Origin of the sequence: Aquabacterium sp. (assembly GCF_050725395.1) — a bacterium.
Lineage (GTDB): Bacteria > Pseudomonadota > Gammaproteobacteria > Burkholderiales > Burkholderiaceae_C > Aquabacterium.
Genome location: NZ_JBOHHL010000006.1, coordinates 56,569 through 75,543 on the forward strand (window position 1 = coordinate 56,569; position 18,975 = coordinate 75,543).

General features: G+C 64.0%; 16 protein-coding genes. 7 read left to right on the forward strand and 9 right to left on the reverse strand.

Annotated elements, in window-relative coordinates:
• Window positions 1–103 precede the first annotated feature (103 nt).
• Window positions 104–2,053, forward strand: a complete 1,950-nt coding sequence (dnaK, locus tag ACREB4_RS05935; protein WP_431587278.1) for a molecular chaperone DnaK — start codon at window positions 104–106, stop codon at window positions 2,051–2,053.
• A gap of 93 nt (window positions 2,054–2,146) precedes the next feature.
• The gene (gene dnaJ / locus ACREB4_RS05940) at window positions 2,147–3,301 is read left to right on the forward strand and encodes a molecular chaperone DnaJ (protein ID WP_431587279.1); all 1,155 of its coding nucleotides are present in this window, start codon (window positions 2,147–2,149) and stop codon (window positions 3,299–3,301) included.
• A gap of 37 nt (window positions 3,302–3,338) precedes the next feature.
• On the opposite strand, the gene ACREB4_RS05945 is transcribed toward dnaJ, so the two are convergent.
• Genes ACREB4_RS05945 through ACREB4_RS05955 form a run of 3 tightly spaced genes read right to left on the reverse strand, consistent with a single transcriptional unit; the run spans window position 3,339 to window position 5,991 of the window.
• Window positions 3,339–4,112 (reverse strand): ABC transporter permease, encoded by a 774-nt coding sequence (locus tag ACREB4_RS05945; protein WP_431587373.1) that lies wholly within the window; start codon window positions 4,110–4,112, stop codon window positions 3,339–3,341.
• A 2-nt stretch (window positions 4,113–4,114) separates the two neighbouring features.
• The gene (locus tag ACREB4_RS05950) at window positions 4,115–4,945 is read right to left on the reverse strand and encodes an ABC transporter ATP-binding protein (protein ID WP_431587280.1); all 831 of its coding nucleotides are present in this window, start codon (window positions 4,943–4,945) and stop codon (window positions 4,115–4,117) included.
• A 14-nt stretch (window positions 4,946–4,959) separates the two neighbouring features.
• Window positions 4,960–5,991 carry an ABC transporter substrate-binding protein gene (locus ACREB4_RS05955; RefSeq protein ID WP_431587281.1) on the reverse strand — a complete coding sequence of 344 codons (1,032 nt, stop codon included), beginning with the start codon at window positions 5,989–5,991 and terminating at the stop codon, window positions 4,960–4,962.
• Window positions 5,992–6,146: 155 nt separating this feature from the next.
• Here ACREB4_RS05955 and ACREB4_RS05960 point away from each other — a divergent pair, with 155 nt between their 5' ends.
• Window positions 6,147–7,787: a tetratricopeptide repeat protein gene (locus tag ACREB4_RS05960; RefSeq protein ID WP_431587282.1), complete on the forward strand. Its 1,641-nt coding sequence runs from the start codon at window positions 6,147–6,149 to the stop codon at window positions 7,785–7,787.
• Between the two features lie 13 nt (window positions 7,788–7,800).
• Window positions 7,801–8,421, forward strand: a complete 621-nt coding sequence (locus ACREB4_RS05965) for a sensor histidine kinase (protein WP_431587283.1) — start codon at window positions 7,801–7,803, stop codon at window positions 8,419–8,421.
• Here ACREB4_RS05965 and ACREB4_RS05970 read toward each other — a convergent pair whose 3' ends face one another.
• The gene (locus ACREB4_RS05970) at window positions 8,422–10,692 is read right to left on the reverse strand and encodes an Orn/Lys/Arg decarboxylase N-terminal domain-containing protein (protein WP_431587284.1); all 2,271 of its coding nucleotides are present in this window, start codon (window positions 10,690–10,692) and stop codon (window positions 8,422–8,424) included.
• Window positions 10,693–10,820: 128 nt separating this feature from the next.
• On the opposite strand from ACREB4_RS05970, the gene ACREB4_RS05975 reads away from it, so the two are divergent.
• Genes ACREB4_RS05975 through ACREB4_RS05985 form a run of 3 tightly spaced genes read left to right on the forward strand, consistent with a single transcriptional unit; the run spans window position 10,821 to window position 12,589 of the window.
• Window positions 10,821–11,252: an NfeD family protein gene (locus ACREB4_RS05975; protein WP_431587285.1), complete on the forward strand. Its 432-nt coding sequence runs from the start codon at window positions 10,821–10,823 to the stop codon at window positions 11,250–11,252.
• Between the two features lie 21 nt (window positions 11,253–11,273).
• Complete coding sequence (locus ACREB4_RS05980) at window positions 11,274–12,182, forward strand: SPFH domain-containing protein (protein ID WP_431587286.1); 909 nt, start codon at window positions 11,274–11,276, stop codon at window positions 12,180–12,182.
• An 8-nt stretch (window positions 12,183–12,190) separates the two neighbouring features.
• Window positions 12,191–12,589, forward strand: a complete 399-nt coding sequence (locus tag ACREB4_RS05985; protein ID WP_431587287.1) for a DUF2237 family protein — start codon at window positions 12,191–12,193, stop codon at window positions 12,587–12,589.
• Window positions 12,590–12,595: 6 nt separating this feature from the next.
• On the opposite strand, the gene ACREB4_RS05990 is transcribed toward ACREB4_RS05985, so the two are convergent.
• The 5 genes from ACREB4_RS05990 to ligA form a co-directional block, all read right to left on the reverse strand.
• Window positions 12,596–14,617: a diguanylate cyclase gene (locus tag ACREB4_RS05990; protein ID WP_431587288.1), complete on the reverse strand. Its 2,022-nt coding sequence runs from the start codon at window positions 14,615–14,617 to the stop codon at window positions 12,596–12,598.
• A 79-nt stretch (window positions 14,618–14,696) separates the two neighbouring features.
• Complete coding sequence (locus ACREB4_RS05995) at window positions 14,697–15,314, reverse strand: MarC family protein (protein ID WP_431587289.1); 618 nt, start codon at window positions 15,312–15,314, stop codon at window positions 14,697–14,699.
• 16 nt (window positions 15,315–15,330) lie between these two features.
• Window positions 15,331–16,317 (reverse strand): acyltransferase family protein, encoded by a 987-nt coding sequence (locus ACREB4_RS06000; protein ID WP_431587290.1) that lies wholly within the window; start codon window positions 16,315–16,317, stop codon window positions 15,331–15,333.
• Between the two features lie 48 nt (window positions 16,318–16,365).
• Window positions 16,366–16,902 (reverse strand): peptide deformylase, encoded by a 537-nt coding sequence (gene def, locus ACREB4_RS06005; RefSeq protein ID WP_431587291.1) that lies wholly within the window; start codon window positions 16,900–16,902, stop codon window positions 16,366–16,368.
• Window positions 16,889–18,964: an NAD-dependent DNA ligase LigA gene (ligA, locus tag ACREB4_RS06010; protein ID WP_431587292.1), complete on the reverse strand. Its 2,076-nt coding sequence runs from the start codon at window positions 18,962–18,964 to the stop codon at window positions 16,889–16,891. The genes def and ligA overlap by 14 nt, the downstream gene beginning before the upstream one ends.
• Window positions 18,965–18,975: the final 11 nt, after the last annotated feature.

Here is an 18,975-nt window from a genome sequence, read left to right on the forward strand (position 1 = left end):
CCAAAAAATCGCAGGAATCAAGGCCTGAGGCCTTGAAACCCCGTCAGGTAGACATAACTACTGACCAACTGAATTGAATTGAAGTTTCCAAGGAGCTAGAAACATGGGCAAGATCATCGGTATCGACCTGGGCACCACGAACTCGTGCGTGTCGGTCATGGAAGGCAACACCCCCAAAGTGATCGAGAACAGCGAAGGTGCGCGCACCACGCCATCGATCATCGCCTACCAGGAAGATGGTGAAGTGCTGGTGGGCGCCTCGGCCAAGCGCCAGGCCGTCACCAACCCCAAGAACACGCTGTACGCGGTGAAGCGCCTGATCGGCCGCAAATTCACCGAAAAGGAAGTCCAGAAGGACATCGAACTGATGCCTTACAGCATCACGGCCGCCGACAACGGCGACGCCTGGGTGGAAGTGCGCGGCAAGAAAATGGCGCCTCCCCAGATCAGCGCCGACATCCTGCGCAAGATGAAGAAGACCGCCGAGGACTACCTGGGCGAAGCCGTGACCGAGGCCGTCATCACCGTGCCCGCCTACTTCAACGACGCGCAGCGCCAGGCCACCAAGGACGCCGGCCGCATCGCGGGCCTGGACGTCAAGCGCATCATCAATGAACCCACGGCGGCGGCCCTGGCCTTCGGCCTGGACAAGACCAGCACCGGCGACCGCAAGATCGCCGTGTACGACCTGGGCGGTGGCACCTTCGACGTGTCCATCATCGAAATCGCCGACGTGGATGGCGAAAAGCAGTTCGAAGTGCTGTCGACCAACGGCGACACCTTCCTGGGCGGCGAAGACTTCGACCAGCGCATCATCGACTTCATCGTGGCCGAGTTCAAGAAGGAACAAGGCGTCGACCTGACCAAGGACGTGCTGGCCCTTCAACGCCTGAAGGAAGCCGCTGAAAAGGCCAAGATCGAACTGTCGAACAGCTCGCAGACCGACGTCAACCTGCCTTACATCACGGCCGACGCCACGGGTCCCAAGCACCTGAACGTCAAGCTCACCCGCGCCAAGCTGGAGTCGCTGGTCGAGGAGTTGATCGAACGCACGATCGCGCCTTGCCGCATGGCCATCAAGGACGCTGGCGTGAACGTGGCCGACATCCAGGACGTGATCCTGGTCGGCGGCATGACCCGCATGCCCAAGGTGCAAGAGAAGGTCAAGGAGTTCTTCGGCAAGGAACCCCGCAAGGACGTGAACCCCGATGAAGCCGTGGCCGTGGGTGCCGCCATCCAAGGCCAGGTGCTGGCCGGCGACCGCACCGACGTGCTGCTGCTGGACGTCAGCCCCCTGTCGCTCGGCATCGAAACCATGGGCGGCGTGATGACCAAGATGATCGCCAAGAACACGACCATCCCGACCAAGTTCGCGCAGACTTTCTCGACGGCCGAAGACAACCAGCCAGCCGTGACCATCAAGGTGTTCCAGGGTGAGCGCGAGCTGGCCTCGGGCAACAAGATGCTGGGCGAGTTCAACCTCGAAGGCATCCCGCCCGCACCGCGTGGCACGCCCCAGATCGAAGTGTCCTTCGACATCGACGCCAACGGCATCCTGCACGTGGGCGCCAAGGACAAGGGCACCGGCAAGGAAAACAAGATCACCATCAAGGCGAACTCGGGCTTGAGCGAAGACGAGATCCAGAAGATGGTGAAGGACGCCGAGCTGAACGCCGCCGACGACAAGAAGAAGGTCGAAGTGGTGCAGGCGAAGAACCAGGGCGACTCCATGGTTCACAGCGTGCGCAAGTCCCTGACCGAGTACGGCGACAAGCTGGACGCCGCTGAGAAGGAAAAGATCGAAGCCGCGATCAAGGACGTCGAGGAAGCCATCAAAGGCGACGACAAGGACGACATCGAGGCCAAGACCAACGCCCTGATGACGGCCAGCCAGAAGCTGGGCGAGAAGATGTATGCCGACATGCAGGCCGCCCAGGGTGCCGCTGGCAGCGCGCCGGGTGGTGCGGCCGAAGGCGCAGCAGCGGGCGCCGACACCAAGCCTGCGGACGACAACGTCGTCGATGCCGAATTCAAGGAAGTCAAGAAGGACTGATCGAGCGGCTTTTCACCGAGCTTTTGGGGCACAGCCGCGTGAGGGACAATCCCCCAGCACTGTGCCCCTTGTCACTCACAGCCTGAAAGCATCATGGCGACGAAACGCGATTACTACGAAGTTCTGGGACTCGCCAAGGGCGCCTCCGAGGAAGACATCAAGAAGGCCTACCGCAAGCTGGCCATGAAGCACCACCCTGACCGCAACCAGGGTGACAAGTCCAAGGAGGCCGAAGAGAAATTCAAGGAGGCCAAAGAGGCCTACGAGATGCTCTCGGACGCCAAGAAGCGCGCGGCCTACGACCAGTTCGGCCACGCCGGCGTCGACCCCAACATGGGTGGCGGACGTGGTGGCCCCGGCGCGGAAGGCTTCGGTGGTTTCGCCGATGCCTTTGGCGACATCTTTGGCGACATCTTCGGCCAAGGCGGCGGCGGTGGCCGTCGTGGCGGCGGCGGACCGCAGGTCTACCGCGGCAGCGACCTGTCCTACGCGATGGAAATCACGCTGGAAGAAGCCGCCAGCGGCAAGGACACGCAGATCCGCATCCCCAGTTGGGATGAGTGCGTCACCTGCCACGGCACCGGCGCCAAGCCCGGCACCAGCGCCAAGACCTGCCCGACCTGCAATGGCGCCGGCAATGTGCACATGCGCCAGGGTTTTTTCAGCGTGCAGCAGACCTGTCCTCACTGCCAGGGCACGGGCAAGGTCATCCCCGAGCCGTGCGTGACCTGCAGCGGCCAGGGCCGTGTCAAGAAGACCAAGACGCTGGAAGTCAAGATCCCGGCCGGCATCAACGAAGGCATGCGCATCCGCTCGGCCGGCAACGGCGAGCCAGGCACCAATGGCGGCCCCGCTGGTGACCTGTACATCGAGATCCGCATCAAGCAGCACGACATCTTCGAGCGCGATGGCGACGACCTGCACTGCAATGTGCCGATCCCGCTGACGTCCGCGGCGCTGGGCGGTTCGATCGAGGTGCCCACCTTGGGCGGCAAGGCCGAGATCGACATCCCCGAAGGCACGCAGCATGGCAAGACCTTCCGCCTGCGCGGCAAGGGCATCAAGGGTATCCGCGCCAGCTACCCGGGTGACCTGTACTGCCACATCGCGGTCGAAACCCCCGTGAAGCTGACCGAGCACCAGCGCAAGCTGTTGAAGGAACTCGACGAGTCCTTCAAGAAAGGCGGCGAGAAACACTCGCCCAACAGCAAGAGCTGGACCGACCGGGTGAAGAACATCTTCAAGTGACGCACAAGAACAAAGGCACCTTCGGGTGCCTTTGTCTTCAGTGGTTGTTGCTGCCCCGGTGCGCCCAGCCCGTGGTCCGGTTCTCGACCACCGAGAACAGTTCGTACATCACCATGGCCATGGCGCCCACCACCATCAGGCCGCCAAAAGCCAGCCCCATCTGCATGGACGATCCGGCCGAGATCAGCAGGTAACCGATGCCCTCGTTGGACGCCGTCATTTCGGACACCGTGGTGCCCACAAAAGCCAACGTGATCGCCACCTTCAGCGAACCGTAGAAGTACGGCATGGAGCGCGGCAGGCCCACCTTGACCAGCACGTCCCAGCGCTTGGCGCCCAGCACCCGCAACACGTCTTCCAGCTCGGGTTCCAGCGTGGCGAGCCCGGTGGCGATGTTGACCATGATCGGGAAGAAGCTGATCAGAAAAGCCGTGAGAACCGCCGGCCCCACCCCGATGCCGAACCACACCACCAGGATCGGGATAAAGGCGGCCTTGGGCAAGGCGTTGAACGCCGTCATCAACGGGTAGATGGCCGAATAGGCCAGGCGCGAGCTGCCCACCAGGAAACCCAGCAGCACGCCCACCACGATGGCGATGCCGAAGCCCACCATCGTCACCCAGAAAGTGCGCCAGGCGTGCTTGAGGATCTCTTCGTGGAACTCGACCAGTTGCTGCGCGATGCGCGCGGGGCTGGGGAAGATGTACTCGGACACCGAGAAGGCGCTGCAAATGACTTGCCAAGTCAACAAAATGATCAGCAGCAAGCCCCAAGGCGCCCACCGCTGTTGTTGCGCGGAACTCAACTTCATCGTCATGGCGCCACCTCCGCCGAGGTGCCCATGGCCGTGGGCTTGCGCAAGGCACCGATGTGCGCGCGCAACTCATGCACTGTGTCGCTGAATTCCGGGGCGTAGGTCACTTCCAGGTCTCGGGGGCGTGGCAATTCGATCTCGCGCTTGGCCAAGATGCGGCCGGGGCTGCGGCTCATCACGTAGACCGTGTCGGCCAGGAACACGGCCTCGCGCAAATCGTGCGTCACCAGGATGACGTTGAAGCCGCGCTGGGCTTGCAGGTCGCGCAAGGCGCACCACAGCTCTTCGCGGGTGAAGGCGTCCAGTGCGCCAAAGGGCTCGTCCAGCAAAAGCATCTTGGGCTCGTGGATGAGTGCGCGGCAAATGCTGGCCCGCTGCTGCATGCCGCCCGACAGCTGCCAAGGGAACTTGTCCTCGTAGCCGCCCAGGCCCACGCTCTGCAGCAGGGCCCTGGCCCGGGCTTCGTATTCGGCCCGCTTGGCGCGGAAGTTCGAGCGGTAAGGTTCGACGATTTCCAGCGGCAGGAGCACGTTGTCCACCGTGGTCCGCCAGGGCAGCAACGACGGGGCCTGGAAGGCCATGCCCGTGATCTTCAAGGGCCCGGTGACAGGCTGCCCACCGATCGTGATGCTGCCGCGCGAAGGCATTTTCAGCCCTGTCGTCAGCTTCATGAAGGTGGACTTGCCACAGCCGGACGGGCCCACGATGGCGACGAATTCGCCCTCGCGGATGCTCAGGCTCACGTCTTCGACCGCGAACTGCTGTTGTGCCAGCAAGCTCTCGTTGTAGGCCAGCCAGACGTGGCTGAAATCGACAAATGCAGGACTCATCGTGGCGGACTCACTCACTTCTTGGCTGCAGGCAGCACGTTCAGGTCGGCGGCCGATGGCAGGTAGGCGGGGGTCCAGACGGCATCCGGGTTCACGCGGGTCTTGGTCGTGTAGGCATCGGCCACCTGGGATGCCATCAGGGACAGGCGGGGCAGCTTGACCTGGCCAAAGCCTTCGGCGCGGGCATCCGGGCTGTTGACCACCTGGTCAATCGCCATCTTGAGGCGGCGCTTCTCGACCTCGACATTGATGATGCCGTCGCGGGCCTTGACGTGCTCGATGGATGCATCGGGGTTGGCCAGCACCTCTTTCAAGCCCTTGGTGAAGGCCAGCAGGAACGCCTTCACTGCTTCGGGGTTCTCCTTCAGGATCTTCGGCGACGCGATGATGGCGTTGCCGTAGAGCTTCACCCCGTACTGCAGGTAGGGCAAGACCACGATGTCTTGAGGCTTGACGCCCCGGGCTTCCAGGTTCAGCATGGACGTGAACGAGAAACCCGTGATGGCGTCGATGTCACCGCGCACGAGCATGGTTTCGCGCAAGGTGGGGTCCATGCTGGTCCAGGTGACCGCGCCGATCTTGTTGGCTTTGGCGAAGATGGGCCAGGCCTTGCGCCCGGCGTCGAAAACCGGGGCGCCCAGCTTCTTGCCTGCCAGGTCGGCTGGTGTCTTGATGCCGGAAGCCTTGAGGGCGAAAGCGGCAGCCGGGGTGTTGTTGTAGACCATCATGATGGCCACAGGCTTGTTGGGCGCATCGGGGTTGTTGGCATGGAACTCCATCAAGGCGGCCATGTCCGCGAAGCCCAGGTCGTAAGAGCCCGACGCAACCCGCGTGACCGTGCCCCCCGAGCCGTTGCCGGCATCGACGCTGACATCCAGGCCCGCCTGCTTGAAATAGCCTTTGGCCACGGGTTGCAGGAACAGGGCCGAAGGGCCCTCGAAACGCCAGTCCAACTGGAACTTGAGGGGGGTGGCCGCCTGGGTGGCCAGGCCTGCACCAGCGAGTTGAAGCAGAAGGACGCAGCGGATCAACTTGGACAGGGTCATTTTGAGGAAACTCCAGGAACAAATGGGGTGCCTCCGCTTACGCAAGATCTGTGCAAGCTTGGTGCATGGCCCCTCAAGTTGTCGGTGCCAGATGCCGAAATGCGAAATACGGGCCGGTCACGGCCTGTCGCACCAACCGAAGTGAGACTTTTGTCATGCCGATCCAAACCCAATTCTCGAACCTCCAGGCCCTGGTCATCGACGACATGTCGGTGCAGCAGACCACGCTGCGTGGCCAACTGGGTCAGTTGGGCATCGGCAAAGTCGATGTGGCCGCCAACGCGGAAGACGCCACACGCCTGATCAAGAGCCGGCGCTACAACCTGATCCTGTGCGACTTCAACCTGAACCACAAAACCGATGGCCAGCAATTGTTCGAGCACCTGCGTGACAACAAGCTGCTGCCTGCCGACTGCCTGTTCTTCATGGTGACGGCTGAAAGCGGCTATGCCTCGGTGGCCTCTGCCACGGAACACCACCCTGACGCCTACCTGCTCAAGCCCATCACCGCCAGCCACATCGAGGACCGCTTGAAGGCCCTGCTGGAAAAGCGGGACGCCCTCCTCTCTATCAGCCAGAAACTGGCCAAGGACGATCTGACCGGCGCCATCCTGGCCTGCGACCTGCTCCTGAAAACAGAAAACCGCTGGACCATGGCCGTGTTGCAGATCAAGGGCAAGACCTTGCTGGAACTGGGCAAACACGAGGACGCCAAGCAGGTCTACCGACAGGCCCTGGACAAGCGCGCCAATCTGCCCTGGGCGCAACTGGGCTTGGCGCGCGCGCACAAGGCCGCGGGCCAGTTCGACGAGGCCCGGCAACTGGCCCAGAACATCATCGAGACCCCGGAAGGCCAGAAAAACGTGGCCGCTTATGACGTGGTCGCCGAGTCGATGGAAGCGCAGGGCGACGCGCAAGGCGCCATGTGGGTGCTGCGCGATGCGGCCGCCGTCGTGCCCTCGTCCCGGAGGCAACGCCTGCTGGGCGAAAGCGCCTACCGCAACGGCGACCTCGAAACCGCCAAGGAATGCCTGCAAAAGGCTGCCAAGGCCACCCGGGGTTCCGTGATCGCCCAGCCGCAGGACTCCTTGTTGCTGGCCCAGACCATGGTCGACATGGGCGACTCGGCCGAAGCCTTGAAGCTCTTGACCGAAGCCAACAACCTGTACAAAAGCCTGCCCACCTTCGGCAGTGTGGCCCTGGCCATCCAGGTCCAGGCGCAGGTCAAATCAGGCGCCAAGGACGAGGCTGAAAAGACCCTCAAGCGCGCCCGCGAAACCCTTCGCAAAGGCAAGGCCGATTTCGCCACCATCGCGCTCGCCAAGGCTGAACTGATGGCTGGTCACGAAGACGAAGGCTTCAAGCTGCTGGCGACCGCCGTCAGTTCTGACCACGAGAACCCCAAGACCAAGCAGATGATCGGCAATGCCCTGCGTGACACCGGGCACGAGGACAAGATCGAACGCATCATCAACTCGTCATCGGCCGTCATGCAGACACGCGTGCAGGATGCCCGCAAGCTGCTGCGCGACAGCCAGATCGACGAAGCCGTGCTGGCCATTGAAAAGGCCGTGAGCGACTACCCCGAGAACACTGGTGTGTTGCTGCAGGCTGCGCAGATCAACTGCATGGCCTTGCGCCTGAAGAAGGAACACAACGTGAACATGGTCGAGCGGGTTCGCCTCTACCTGAATCGCCTGGACCAGCTCATGCCCGCCCACGACCGCGTGACCATGATGAAGCGCTACTTCCGCGAAACGCTGACCGCCATGGAGGCCGCACCGGCCGCCCACTGAGCCCCGACACCTCATGGAAACCGCCTCCTTCGCCCTCATCGCGCATGACTTGAAGAACGCGCTGGGCACGCTCGAAAGCGAGCTGGAAGCCCTGATCGACCAACCGGACCCCGGCCTGGCCCAGAGCGCCTATGTGCACTGCACGGAATTGCGCCGCCAGTTCGTTCAGTTCCTGACGGTGTACGGCGCGGGCGATGGCCTGCGGGTGCACAGCGAAGACGAGTCGCCCGTGGACATGCTCAAGGCGCTGCAGCACACGGCGGCGCTCAAGCGGCTCATCACGCCGGGCACACCCAAGGTCACATTGGGCGACGCTCAGGCCATGCCTTCGTTCTGGTACCTGGACCGCCGCCTGGTCTACATGGCGCTGGAAGCCGCGCTGCACAACGCCATGCGCTTCAGCAAGCAACAGGTGGTGATGGGGGCCCGCGAGCAGGATGGCTACCTGGTGCTGAGCATCGACGACGACGGCCCCGGACTGGGGGCCATCGATCCCTCGGACCAATCCACGGGCCTGGGCACGGCGCTGTGCGAGGCCGTGGCCAAGGCCCATCGCTGCGCCGACCGCACGGGCCGGGTGGCCCTGGTCAACCGGCCGGAAGGCGGCGCCAGCTTCGAACTCTGGCTGCCTTGATCAGGCCTCGTCCTTGACGCAATCCACGTAGTAGCAAAGCTCGCCCACTTCGTTGACCTGGGCGACCAGGCCGTGCACGTCCGTCGTGAAGCCTGGGAACATGCCGTTGAAATCGCGGGCGAAGCGCAGGTAGTCCACGATCTTCTTGTTAAAGCGTTCGCCAGGGATCAGCAAAGGGATGCCAGGTGGGTAAGGCGTCAGCAAGGCGGTGGTGACGCGCCCTTCCAGCTGTTCGATCTCGACGCGTTCGGTCTTGCGGTGCGCGATGTAGGCAAAGGCATCGCTGGGCTTCATGGCGGGCTGCAGGTCCGACAGGTACATCTCGGTCGTCAGGCGCGCGATGTCGCTCTTGGCGTACATCTCGTGGATGCGCTGGCACAAGTCGCGCAGGCCCATGCGCTCGTAGATGGGGTACTTGGCGGCGAACTCCGGCAGCACACGGCCCATGGGCTGGTTCTTGTCGTAGTCGTCCTTGAACTGCTGCAAGGCGGTCAGCAAAGTGTTCCAGCGGCCCTTGGTGATGCCGATGGTGAACATGATGAAGAAGGAGTACAGGCCCGTCTTCTCGACCACCACACCGTGCTCGGCCAGGTACTTGGTGACGATGCTGGCGGGGATGCCGGTGGGCGCGAATTTGCCCGACAGGTCCAGGCCCGGGTTCACGATGGTCGACTTGATGGGGTCGAGCATGTTGAAGCCTTCGGCCAAATTGCCGAAGCCGTGCCAGGTGTCGTCACCCTTGAGCGCCCAATCATCGGGCGAACCCACGTCGTCCTTGGTGAGCTTGTCCGGCCCCCAGACCTTGAACCACCAGTCCTTGCCGAACTCCTTGTCGACCTTGCGCATGGCGCGGCGGAAGTCCAGCGCTTCCTTGATGCTCTCTTCGACCAGGGCCGTGCCGCCGGGCGGCTCCATCATGGCCGCGGCCACATCGCACGAGGCGATGATGGCGTACTGAGGGCTGGTGGAGGTGTGCATCAAGTAGGCCTCGTTGAAGAGGTGCGTGTCCAGCTTGGTGTTCTGCGCGTCTTGCACCAGCACCTGCGAGGCCTGGCTGATGCCGGCCAGCAGCTTGTGGGTGGACTGCGTGGCATAGACCACGGCTTCCTTGGGGCGCACGCGGTCCTTGCCCATGGCGTGGAACTCGCCATAGAAGTTGTGGAAGGCGGCGTGCGGCAGCCAGGCTTCGTCGAAGTGGATGTTGTCGATCCAGCCGTCGAGCATGCCCTTGATGGTCTCGGTGTTGTAGAGCACGCCGTCATACGTGCTCTGCGTGATCGTCAAGATGCGCGGGCGCACCTTCTTCGGGTCCACGCCCTGGAGCAGCGGGTGCGCCTTGATCTTCTTCTCGATCGAGGCCCGCGTGAACTCGCTTTGCGGGATGGGACCGATCAGGCCATAGTGGTTGCGCGTGGGCGTGAGGAACACCGGCACCGCGCCCGTCATGATGATCGCGTGCAGGATGGATTTGTGGCAGTTGCGGTCGACCAAGACCACATCGCCGGGGGCCACGGTGTGGTGCCAGACCATCTTGTTGGACGTGGACGTGCCGTTGGTGACGAAGTAGCAATGGTCGGCGTTGAAGATGCGCGCGGCATTGCGTTCGGACGCGGCCACGGGGCCCGTGTGGTCCAGCAACTGGCCCAGTTCTTCCACCGCATTGCAAACGTCGGCGCGCAGCATGTTCTCGCCATAGAACTGGTGGAACATCTGGCCCACCGGGCTCTTCAGGAAGGCCACGCCGCCCGAGTGTCCTGGGCAGTGCCACGAGTACGAACCATCTTGCGCGTAGTCCATCAGCGCCTTGAAGAACGGCGGCGCCAGCGAGTCGAGGTAGCTCTTGGCCTCGCGGATGATGTGGCGCGCCAGGAACTCGGGCGTTTCCTCGAACATGTGGATGAAGCCATGCAGCTCGCGCAGGATGTCGTTCGGGATGTGCTGCGAAGTGCGCGTTTCACCATACAAATAGATGGGGATGTCGGCGTTCTTGAAGCGGATCTCGCTGACGAAGGCGCGCAGCATCTTGAGCGCGGCGTCCACTTCCTTTTTGGAGCCGGCGCCGAACTCTTCGTCGTCGATCGACAGGATGAAGGCGCTGGCCCGGCTTTGCTGCTGCGCGAACTGCGACAAGTCGCCGTAGTTGGTCACGCCCAGGACTTCGAAACCCTCTTTGACGATGGCGTCGGCCAAGGCGCGGATGCCCAGACCCGAGGTGTTCTCGGAGCGGAAGTCTTCGTCGATGATGACGATGGGAAAACGAAAACGCAGCATGGCCAGAACCCCTGTGGGCAAAGATGGGCGGGCGCCCGGAAAACGCGAAAGCGCGAAGTGTAGGACTTCTGGAGGCAGTCTGGATGACAGCGGCATGAAAACCGACACAGGCGCCGTACACTGCGGCCATGAGTGACGCAACCCTGTGGTGGATCGCAGCCGGCGTGATCGTCGGGCTGGAACTGTTGACTGGCACGTTTTACTTGCTGATGCTGGCCCTTGGCGCCGCAGCGGCAGCCATCAGTGCCCAGCTCGGGCACCCCATGTCGACCCAGACCCTGATCGCCGCCATCGTGGGTGGTGTGGCAGCCCTGGGCTGGCACCTCCAGCGGCAACGCCGCCGCGACCAAGCCCAAGGTGAAGGCCGCGCCAACCCGGATCTGCACCTGGACCTGGGCCAGACGGTCGAGGTGACCGCCTGGTCGGCCGACGGGCGCACGCGGGTCCACTACCGGGGTGCCGAATGGGACGCCCGCTACCTGGGTACGCCACCCGCCCTGGCCGGCGCCCACCGCATCCAGGCGGTGGAAGGCAACACCCTGGTCCTTGCCAAGATTTGAACCTACCGAAAGCCCGCGCACATGGAATTCGCCCTCGTCATCCTGGTCCTGGCCATCATCTTCGTCGCCAAATCGGTCAAGGTCGTGCCCCAGCAGAACGCCTGGGTGCTGGAGCGCCTGGGGAAGTACCACGCCACGCTCACCCCCGGGCTGAACGTGGTGCTGCCCTTCGTCGACGTGGTGGGCTACAAGCACTCGCTCAAGGAAATCGCCCTGGACGTGCCGAGCCAGGTCTGCATCACCAAGGACAACACGCAGTTGCAGGTCGACGGCATCCTGTACTTCCAGGTGACCGACCCGATGCGGGCCAGCTATGGCGCCTCGAACTATGTGGTGGCCATCACCCAACTGGCACAGACCACCTTGCGCTCGGTGGTCGGCCGCATGGAGCTGGACAAGACTTTCGAAGAGCGCGCCGTGATCAACACCGCCGTGGTCAACGCCCTGGACGAAGCCGCCTTGAACTGGGGCGTGAAAGTCTTGCGCTACGAAATCAAGGACCTGACACCGCCGGTCGAGATCCTGCGCAGCATGCAGGCCCAGATCACCGCAGAGCGGGAAAAGCGCGCCTTGATCGCGGCTTCGGAAGGCCGCCGCCAGGAGCAGATCAACATCGCCACTGGCGAACGGGAAGCCTTCATCGCCCGGTCCGAAGGCGAGAAGCAGGCCGAGATCAACAAGGCCCAAGGCGAGGCCGCCGCCATCACCGCCGTGGCCGATGCCACCGCCGACGCCATCCGCAAGATCGCCGCGGCCATCCAGCAGCCCGGTGGGCAAGATGCCGTGAACCTGAAGGTCGCCGAAAAAGCCGTGGAAGCCTATGCCCAATTGGCCCAGAAGAACAACACGATGATTGTCCCGGGCAACATGAGCGAGGTCTCGGCCCTGATTGGCACCGCGATGACCCTGATGAAACGCACCCCTTCCTGACCGACCACATGGCCATCGACATCGCCAGCGCCCGCAACGTCCTGGGCGGCCCCTTGAGGGCTTGCTCCTACGCGCCCATCACCGGCTTCTTCCGAGATGGTTGCTGTCGCACGCGGCGTGACGATGTGGGCCTGCACGTGGTCTGCGTCAAGGTCACGGCCGATTTTCTGGCCTTCTCGGCCGCGCAGGGCAATGACCTGAGCACGCCCATCCCGGAGGCGCGTTTCCCAGGGCTGAAGCCAGGCGACCGCTGGTGCCTGTGCGCCAGCCGCTGGCTGGAAGCCTGGCAGGCCGGCAAGGCCCCGTTCGTGGTGCTCGAAGCCACGCACGAGCAAGCGCTGGAAGTGATCCCGCTGGAGGCCCTGACCGCCCACGCCCTGGCTTCGGCCAGACCGCTGGACGAATAGCCGTTTTCAGCCCCGGCTCACCTGCTCCAGCGGGTCCAGCCCGCCCAGATCGGTCACCACGGCCAAGCCGGTTTTGGTGGACACGCGCACCTGGTTGCGGCCCATGCGCTTGGCTTGGTAGAGCGCCTCGTCGGCCCAGCGGACCAAGGTTTCGGCATGGCCGCCGCTGGCCTGCGCCACGCCGGCCGAGATCGTCACCTTGGGCATCAGCACGCCCTCGTGGTGCACCTCCAGGCTCTCGATCGCCTGGCGGATCTGTTCCATGCGCAGCACGGCATCGGCCTGTTCGCACCCGGGCAGCACCAGGGCCATCTCTTCACCGCCGTAACGGCAGGCGATGTCGTAACCCCGGATGCATTCGAGCAGCACACCAGCCACGGCCTTGAGCACGACGTCGCCGGCATCGTGGCCACGGGTGTCGTTGAATTGCTTGAAATGATCGATGTCGATCATGGCCAGCGAGACCACGCCATGGTCTCGGCGCACGCGCTGCAGCTCGTTGCTCAGGCACTCGTCCATGAAGCGGCGGTTGTGCAGGCCGGTGAGCGAATCGGTCATGGCCTGGTCGTGCAGCGAGTTGCGCAACATCAGGTTGCTCAAGGCCAGCTTCAGCGTTTCAGCGAAGCGCACGGCGCGGGCCTGCACATCGGCCATGCGCTCGTCGGCGACACGGGACTGCTGGCTGAACAGGTGCAAGGTGCCCACCGTTTCGCCATGGGCCACCATGGGAACGCACAGGTAAGGGTGCAGGTCTTCGCGGGGAATGCTCTTGAGGTGGACGCAGCACACGCCGTGGTCATGTCCATTGAAAGCGTGCGGCTTGCCGCGGCGCATGCCCCAGCAATCGCGGGCCAGGAAATTGTGCTCGGTCTGCGACGGCTCGCGGCCCCAGGATGCCCCGATCTGCAACTGGTGCCCACCTGGCTGCGTGGCCGCCAGCCAGCCCGACCAGCCTGGGAACAGGCGCTCGCAGGCCTGCCGGATGATGCTGAAGGCTTCTTCGAGGTTGTCGGCGGCGTGCAGCATGTCGCTGGCTTCCTGCACCACCACACCCTCGTCTTGCGAGGCCCGCAACTCCTGCACCATCTCGTGCAGGCGGCGGCGTTGCACGGCGGCTTCCAGCTCGGCTTGTTTACGCGCGTCGATGTCGATGAAATAGCCGCGCCGCTCCGAGTGCGATCGGTCGATGGTGCTGTTGTAGAGGTGCCAGCGGTAGCTGCCGTCGGCCATGCGCAAACGGGCCTCGAATTCGACCTGCATTTCGTCCTTGCTGTCCATGGCCTGGATGAAACGGTCTTTCAGCAGGCGAGAATCGTCTGGGTGGACGATGGACATGGTGTTGGAGAGGCTGGTCAAGGCCGCTGGCTCATAACCCCAGAGCTTGCGCACATTGGTGGACACGTAGACGAACTTGGACGTTCCACGCGCGTACTGCGCCCGGATCATGACCACGGGGCCGGTGGCGAACATTTCACGCTCTTCGTGCAATGCCAGCCTCATCAACCAACTCTGGTGGACGTCGATCAAGCTGCCATGGACTTTGAGCGGCTGCCCGGCATCCTCGCGCTCGACCACGCGGGCCTTGCACAGCACCCAGCGCCAGTCGTCGCCCGCCACCTTGAAGCGGAAGCGCAACTCGTAGCGTGGTGCGGTGCCGGCCAGGTAATCCTTCAGTTGCGAGCAGGCCTGGTCCACCTCGTCGGGGTGGATCAGCTCGCGCCATTGCTGCTGGCTGAACAACCGCGACTCCACGCCGGCCTCGGGGCTGGACTGGAGCAAACGCCCGTCTACCCTCACCTGCCCGGACTTCACGTCCATTTCGAAAAAGCTGACGTCGGCCGTCTCCAGCATGAATTGGCGTTTGGCCTCGCTTTGGGCGAGTTGAGCGCGCACGCCCACCGACAGATCGCGCGCGCGCTGACGGTGCCGCCGGATGCCGCGCCAGGCCAGGCCATGGCCGAGCGCACCGCCCAGCACCAGCAAGAGGAAAGCCCACAGCGTCCAGATGAACGAATCAGATCCCAACAAGTGTTTCTCCCAAGGCGTGCTCAGTATCACGGCTTTGGCGTTTTCCTAGAACAAACCCTTATCGCAAACTGCGGAATTTTCACGGTCCCCAGAAGTACCGCTTGATGCCGGCCAGGATCATTTCGACCGCGATGGCGCACAGCACCAGCCCCATGAGCTTCTCGATGGCCGTGACCACCGACTCGCCGAGCCACCGGTACAAGGGCTGGCTGGCCAGCAGCACCACCGCGCAAACGCCCACGGCCGCCGCCAGGGCCACGATCCATTCGCCCAGTTGGGCAGGCTGGCGAGAGGCCAGCAGCAGCACCGTCGCCATCGCGGACGGACCAGCCAGCAGGGGCACCGCGATGGGGAACAGGAAAGGCTCTCTCGCCGATGGCCCGTGGGCGGGGCTGGGTTCTTCGTCGAACAGCCGGCGGCCTGAAGCAAAGATGATGCGGATGGACAGGAGCAGCAAGATCACGCCGCCCGCCACTTCCAGCGAGCGTTCGGACAGCCGCATCATTTCCAGGAAGGTGCGGCCGCCCAGCATGAAGGCCAGCAGCACCCCGAACGCGACGCAGGCCTCGCGCAAGGCCACCCACACGCGCCTTGGTGGCGCCACGCCCCGCATCACCGAGATGAAGATGGGCAAGGTGCCAAAAGGATCGAGCACCAAGAGCAACAGGATGAAGGCCGACGTGATGGTGTGGCTCATGACGCCGCCGTTTGGCTCAAAGGTAGGCCGCCGCCCGGGGCGACACTTTCTGGGTCGCCTGCTTGATCAGCATCGGCCCCCAGGCCCCCGCGATCAAGAGCACCACGAAGTGAAAGACGAAGTATTCGTCACGCCATGGCGCGATGTGCAAAGTCACTGCCTTGGCCACGCCGATGCACAGGGTGTTGAACAGGTAGATGCTGAAGGTGTAGAGGCCCGCGGCCAGGAACACCGCCTTCAAGCGGCCTTGCAACTGTTCAGCCAGCGCCAGCACGAAAGGCACGGACAAGGTACCCACCAACCATTTGGGCAGGGGCTCTCGCATGACGACTTCACAAGCCACGGCCGCGAAAAATGGCAGCGCCCACAGCAAGGTCCAGGGGTGGATGAGGCGGGTGGCCTGGCGCCAGTGCTGCCCCATCAGGATGCCCGCCGAAAAGAACGGCAGGTACATGACGATGTTCGCCACGTTGAAAGTGGCCGGCCAGGTCCATTGGTAGAGGACCACGCCCAGGGCCAGCATGGCCCAAGGTGCCGCCTTGGGCGCCCTTTGCAGCAACCAGGGAAAGACCAGGAAATAGGCCGACAGCACGTAGATGAACCACAGGAAGGACGCGGCCGACGCCATGGGCCGCAGGAACAGGTCCAACAAGCCGGTCAGCACACCGGGGGGGGCGTTGTCGACATGGATGTACCGGCTGGCCACCAGCTTGCCGCAGATGATGAGCAAACCCAAGACGGCGTAGGGAATCACCAGTTTCTTGAGGCGCTTGCCGATGTAACCCAGCACGGCCGCGTCATTGGCCAGCACCTTCCAAGACAAACCCAGGGAGATGCCCGAGAGCACCATGAACAAGGGCATGTGGAAGGAATAGATCACCGAGCGAAGGATGTTGTACCAGTCCGCGCCTGGCACTTCCTCGCGCGCCGCGACGTGGCCGACCACGACCAGGACGATGGCGATGCCCTTGGCGATGTCGAGGCTGTTCACCCGGTTTGTCATGCGGTCTCCTGCTGTGCTTGTTTTCGGCATTCCCGCGCCGGGCTTGACTCAGTCGTCGGCATTCGGGTCAAGGCCTGGGAACAAGACCGAGGTGTAGCCGAAACGCGAGAAATCGCGGATGCGCATGGGGTAGAGCTTGCCGATCAGGTGGTCGCACTCGTGCTGCACCACCCGCGCATGGAAGCCCTCGGCTTCGCGGTCGATGGGCTGGCCGAACTGGTCGAAGCCGGTGTAGCGGATGCGCCCCCAGCGGGGCACCACGCCGCGCAGGCCGGGCACGGACAGGCAACCTTCCCAGCCCTCCTCTTCGTCCGACGACAGGGGGGTGATGGCCGGGTTGATGAGCACCGTCTGAGGCACTGGTGGCGCGTCGGGGTAGCGCTCCGAGCGGGTCACGCCGAAGATGACCAGCGCCAGGTCGACGCCGATCTGCGGGGCGGCCAGGCCGGCGCCTTGCGCGGCGGCCATGGTGTCGAACATGTCGGCGATCAGGGCGTGCAGTTCCGGGGTGTCGAACTGCCGCACAGGCTGGGCCACGCGCAAAAGGCGTGGGTCGCCCATCTTGAGGATCTCATGCACCGCCATCTTGAAGGCTCCCGGGGTCGATGTTGAGCAGGGCCAGCAGGCCGTCCTGGTCGAGGATGGTCAGGCCCAGCTCTTGGGCCTTGTCCAGTTTGCTGCCAGCTTCGGCGCCCGCGACCACGTAAGTGGTTTTCTTGGAGACCGAGCCGGCCACCTTGCCACCCTGGGCTTCGATCAGGGCCTTGGCGTCTTCGCGGCCCAGCGAAGGCAAGGTGCCGGTGAGCACGAAGGTCTTGCCGAACAGGGGTTGGCTGGCGGCATCGGCCTCGGCCGAGGGCTCATGCTCGGTCCAGGTGATGCCCACGGCGCGCAACTGTTCGACCACCTCGCGGTTGTGCACCTGATCGAAGAAGGTGCGGATGCTGTGCGCCACGATCGGGCCCACGTCGTTCACCGCCAGCAGTTGTTCTTCGCTGGCGTCCATCAAGGCGTCGAGCTTGCCGAAGTGCTTGGCCAGGTCCTTGGCCGTGGCCTCGCCCACGTGCCGGATACCCAGGCCGAACAGGAAGCGCGGCAAGGTCGTCTGCTTGCTTTTCTCAAGCGCCGCAACGATGTTCTGCGCGCTTTTGTCGGCCATGCGGTCCAGGGCCGCCAGCTTGGCCACGCCCATTTTGTACAGCTCGGGCAAGGTGCGGACCAGGCCGCCATCGACCAACTGGTCGACCAGCTTCTCGCCCAGGCCTTCGATCTCGACGGCACGGCGCTGCGCGAAGTGCAGCAGCGCCTGCTTGCGCTGGGCCGGACAGAACAGGCCGCCCGAGCAGCGGTGGTTCATCTCGCCGCGTTCGCGCTCGACCTTGCTGTGGCAGATGGGGCATTGCGTCGGCATGCGGAAGTTCGGCACATAGTGAGGCCGCTCGCCGCCCACCACGCCCACGACTTCGGGGATCACATCGCCCGCGCGCCGCACGATGGCGGTGTCGCCCACCCTCACCCGCTTGCGGCGCAACTCGAACAGGTTGTGCAAGGTGGCGTTGGTGACGGTGACGCCGCCGACGAACACCGGCTTGAGCCGCGCCACGGGCGTCAACTTGCCGGTGCGGCCAACCTGGATGTCGATGGCCTCGACTTGGGTCAATTGCTCTTGCGCCGGGTACTTGTGGGCCACGGCCCAGCGCGGTTCACGCGAGACGAAGCCCAGGCGTTCTTGCAAATCGCGGCGGTTGACCTTGTAGACGATGCCGTCGATGTCGAAGGGCAATTGGTCGCGCTTGACGCCGATCTGCTGGTGGTAAGCCACCAGGCCCTCGGCCCCCTGGGCCACCACGCGTTCGTCGCTGACCGGCAGGCCCATGGCCTGCAAGGCGTCGAGCAGGCCGCTGTGCGTCTCGGGCACGGCCCAGCCCTGCACATCGCCCAAACCATAGGCGAAGAAGCTCAAGGGACGCTGGACCGTGATGTTCGGGTCCAGCTGCCGCACCGCCCCAGCGGCGGCATTGCGCGGATTGACGAAGGTCTTGCCGCCCGACTCGCGCTGGCGCTCGTTCAGCTTGTCGAAATCGTCGCGGCGCATGTAGACCTCGCCGCGCACTTCCAGCACCTCGGCCTTCATGCCTTTCAGGCGGTGCGGGATCTGGCGGATGGTCCGGATGTTCTGCGTGACGTCCTCGCCCACCTCGCCATCACCGCGCGTGGCGGCCTGCACCAGCAGGCCTTTTTCATAGCGCAGGTTGATGGCCAGGCCGTCGAATTTCAGCTCGGCGCCGTATTCCACGGGCGGGCCCTCCGCCGTCAGCCCCAGTTCCTTGCGCACGCGGGCATCGAAGGCCAGAGCCCCCGCCGCCGTGGTATCGGTCTCGGTGCGGATGGACAGCATGGGCACCGCGTGGCGCACGGGCGTGAAGCCGTCCAGCACCTGGCCCAGCACACGCTGGGTGGGCGAGTCGGGTGTGCGCAAGTCCGGGTTGGCCTCTTCCAACGCTTCCAGTTCCTGGAACAGGCGGTCGTACTCGGCGTCGGGAATCTGAGGCGCGTCCAGCGTGTAGTACTGGTGCGCGTGGTGCTGCAACTGCTCGCGCAGTTCCGAAACACGGTCGATGATGCGCTGCTGATCGGTCGCCGGCATGGCCGAGGCCT

Bases quoted from the DNA above. Each gene is read 5' to 3' on its own strand.
- ACREB4_RS05960 (WP_431587282.1), top strand. From the start codon at position 6,147: ATGCCGATCCAAACCCAATTCTCGAACCTCCAGGCCCTGGTCATCGAC.
- ligA (WP_431587292.1), bottom strand. From the start codon at position 18,964: ATGCCGGCGACCGATCAGCAGCGCATCATCGACCGTGTTTCGGAACTG.
- ACREB4_RS05985 (WP_431587287.1), top strand. From the start codon at position 12,191: ATGGCCATCGACATCGCCAGCGCCCGCAACGTCCTGGGCGGCCCCTTG.
- ACREB4_RS05970 (WP_431587284.1), bottom strand. From the start codon at position 10,692: ATGCTGCGTTTTCGTTTTCCCATCGTCATCATCGACGAAGACTTCCGC.
- ACREB4_RS05995 (WP_431587289.1), bottom strand. From the start codon at position 15,314: ATGAGCCACACCATCACGTCGGCCTTCATCCTGTTGCTCTTGGTGCTC.
- dnaK (WP_431587278.1), top strand. From the start codon at position 104: ATGGGCAAGATCATCGGTATCGACCTGGGCACCACGAACTCGTGCGTG.
- ACREB4_RS05945 (WP_431587373.1), bottom strand. From the start codon at position 4,112: ATGAAGTTGAGTTCCGCGCAACAACAGCGGTGGGCGCCTTGGGGCTTG.
- ACREB4_RS05950 (WP_431587280.1), bottom strand. From the start codon at position 4,945: ATGAGTCCTGCATTTGTCGATTTCAGCCACGTCTGGCTGGCCTACAAC.
- ACREB4_RS05980 (WP_431587286.1), top strand. From the start codon at position 11,274: ATGGAATTCGCCCTCGTCATCCTGGTCCTGGCCATCATCTTCGTCGCC.
- ACREB4_RS05965 (WP_431587283.1), top strand. From the start codon at position 7,801: ATGGAAACCGCCTCCTTCGCCCTCATCGCGCATGACTTGAAGAACGCG.
- ACREB4_RS05975 (WP_431587285.1), top strand. From the start codon at position 10,821: ATGAGTGACGCAACCCTGTGGTGGATCGCAGCCGGCGTGATCGTCGGG.
- ACREB4_RS05955 (WP_431587281.1), bottom strand. From the start codon at position 5,991: ATGACCCTGTCCAAGTTGATCCGCTGCGTCCTTCTGCTTCAACTCGCT.
- ACREB4_RS06000 (WP_431587290.1), bottom strand. From the start codon at position 16,317: ATGACAAACCGGGTGAACAGCCTCGACATCGCCAAGGGCATCGCCATC.
- def (WP_431587291.1), bottom strand. From the start codon at position 16,902: ATGGCGGTGCATGAGATCCTCAAGATGGGCGACCCACGCCTTTTGCGC.
- dnaJ (WP_431587279.1), top strand. From the start codon at position 2,147: ATGGCGACGAAACGCGATTACTACGAAGTTCTGGGACTCGCCAAGGGC.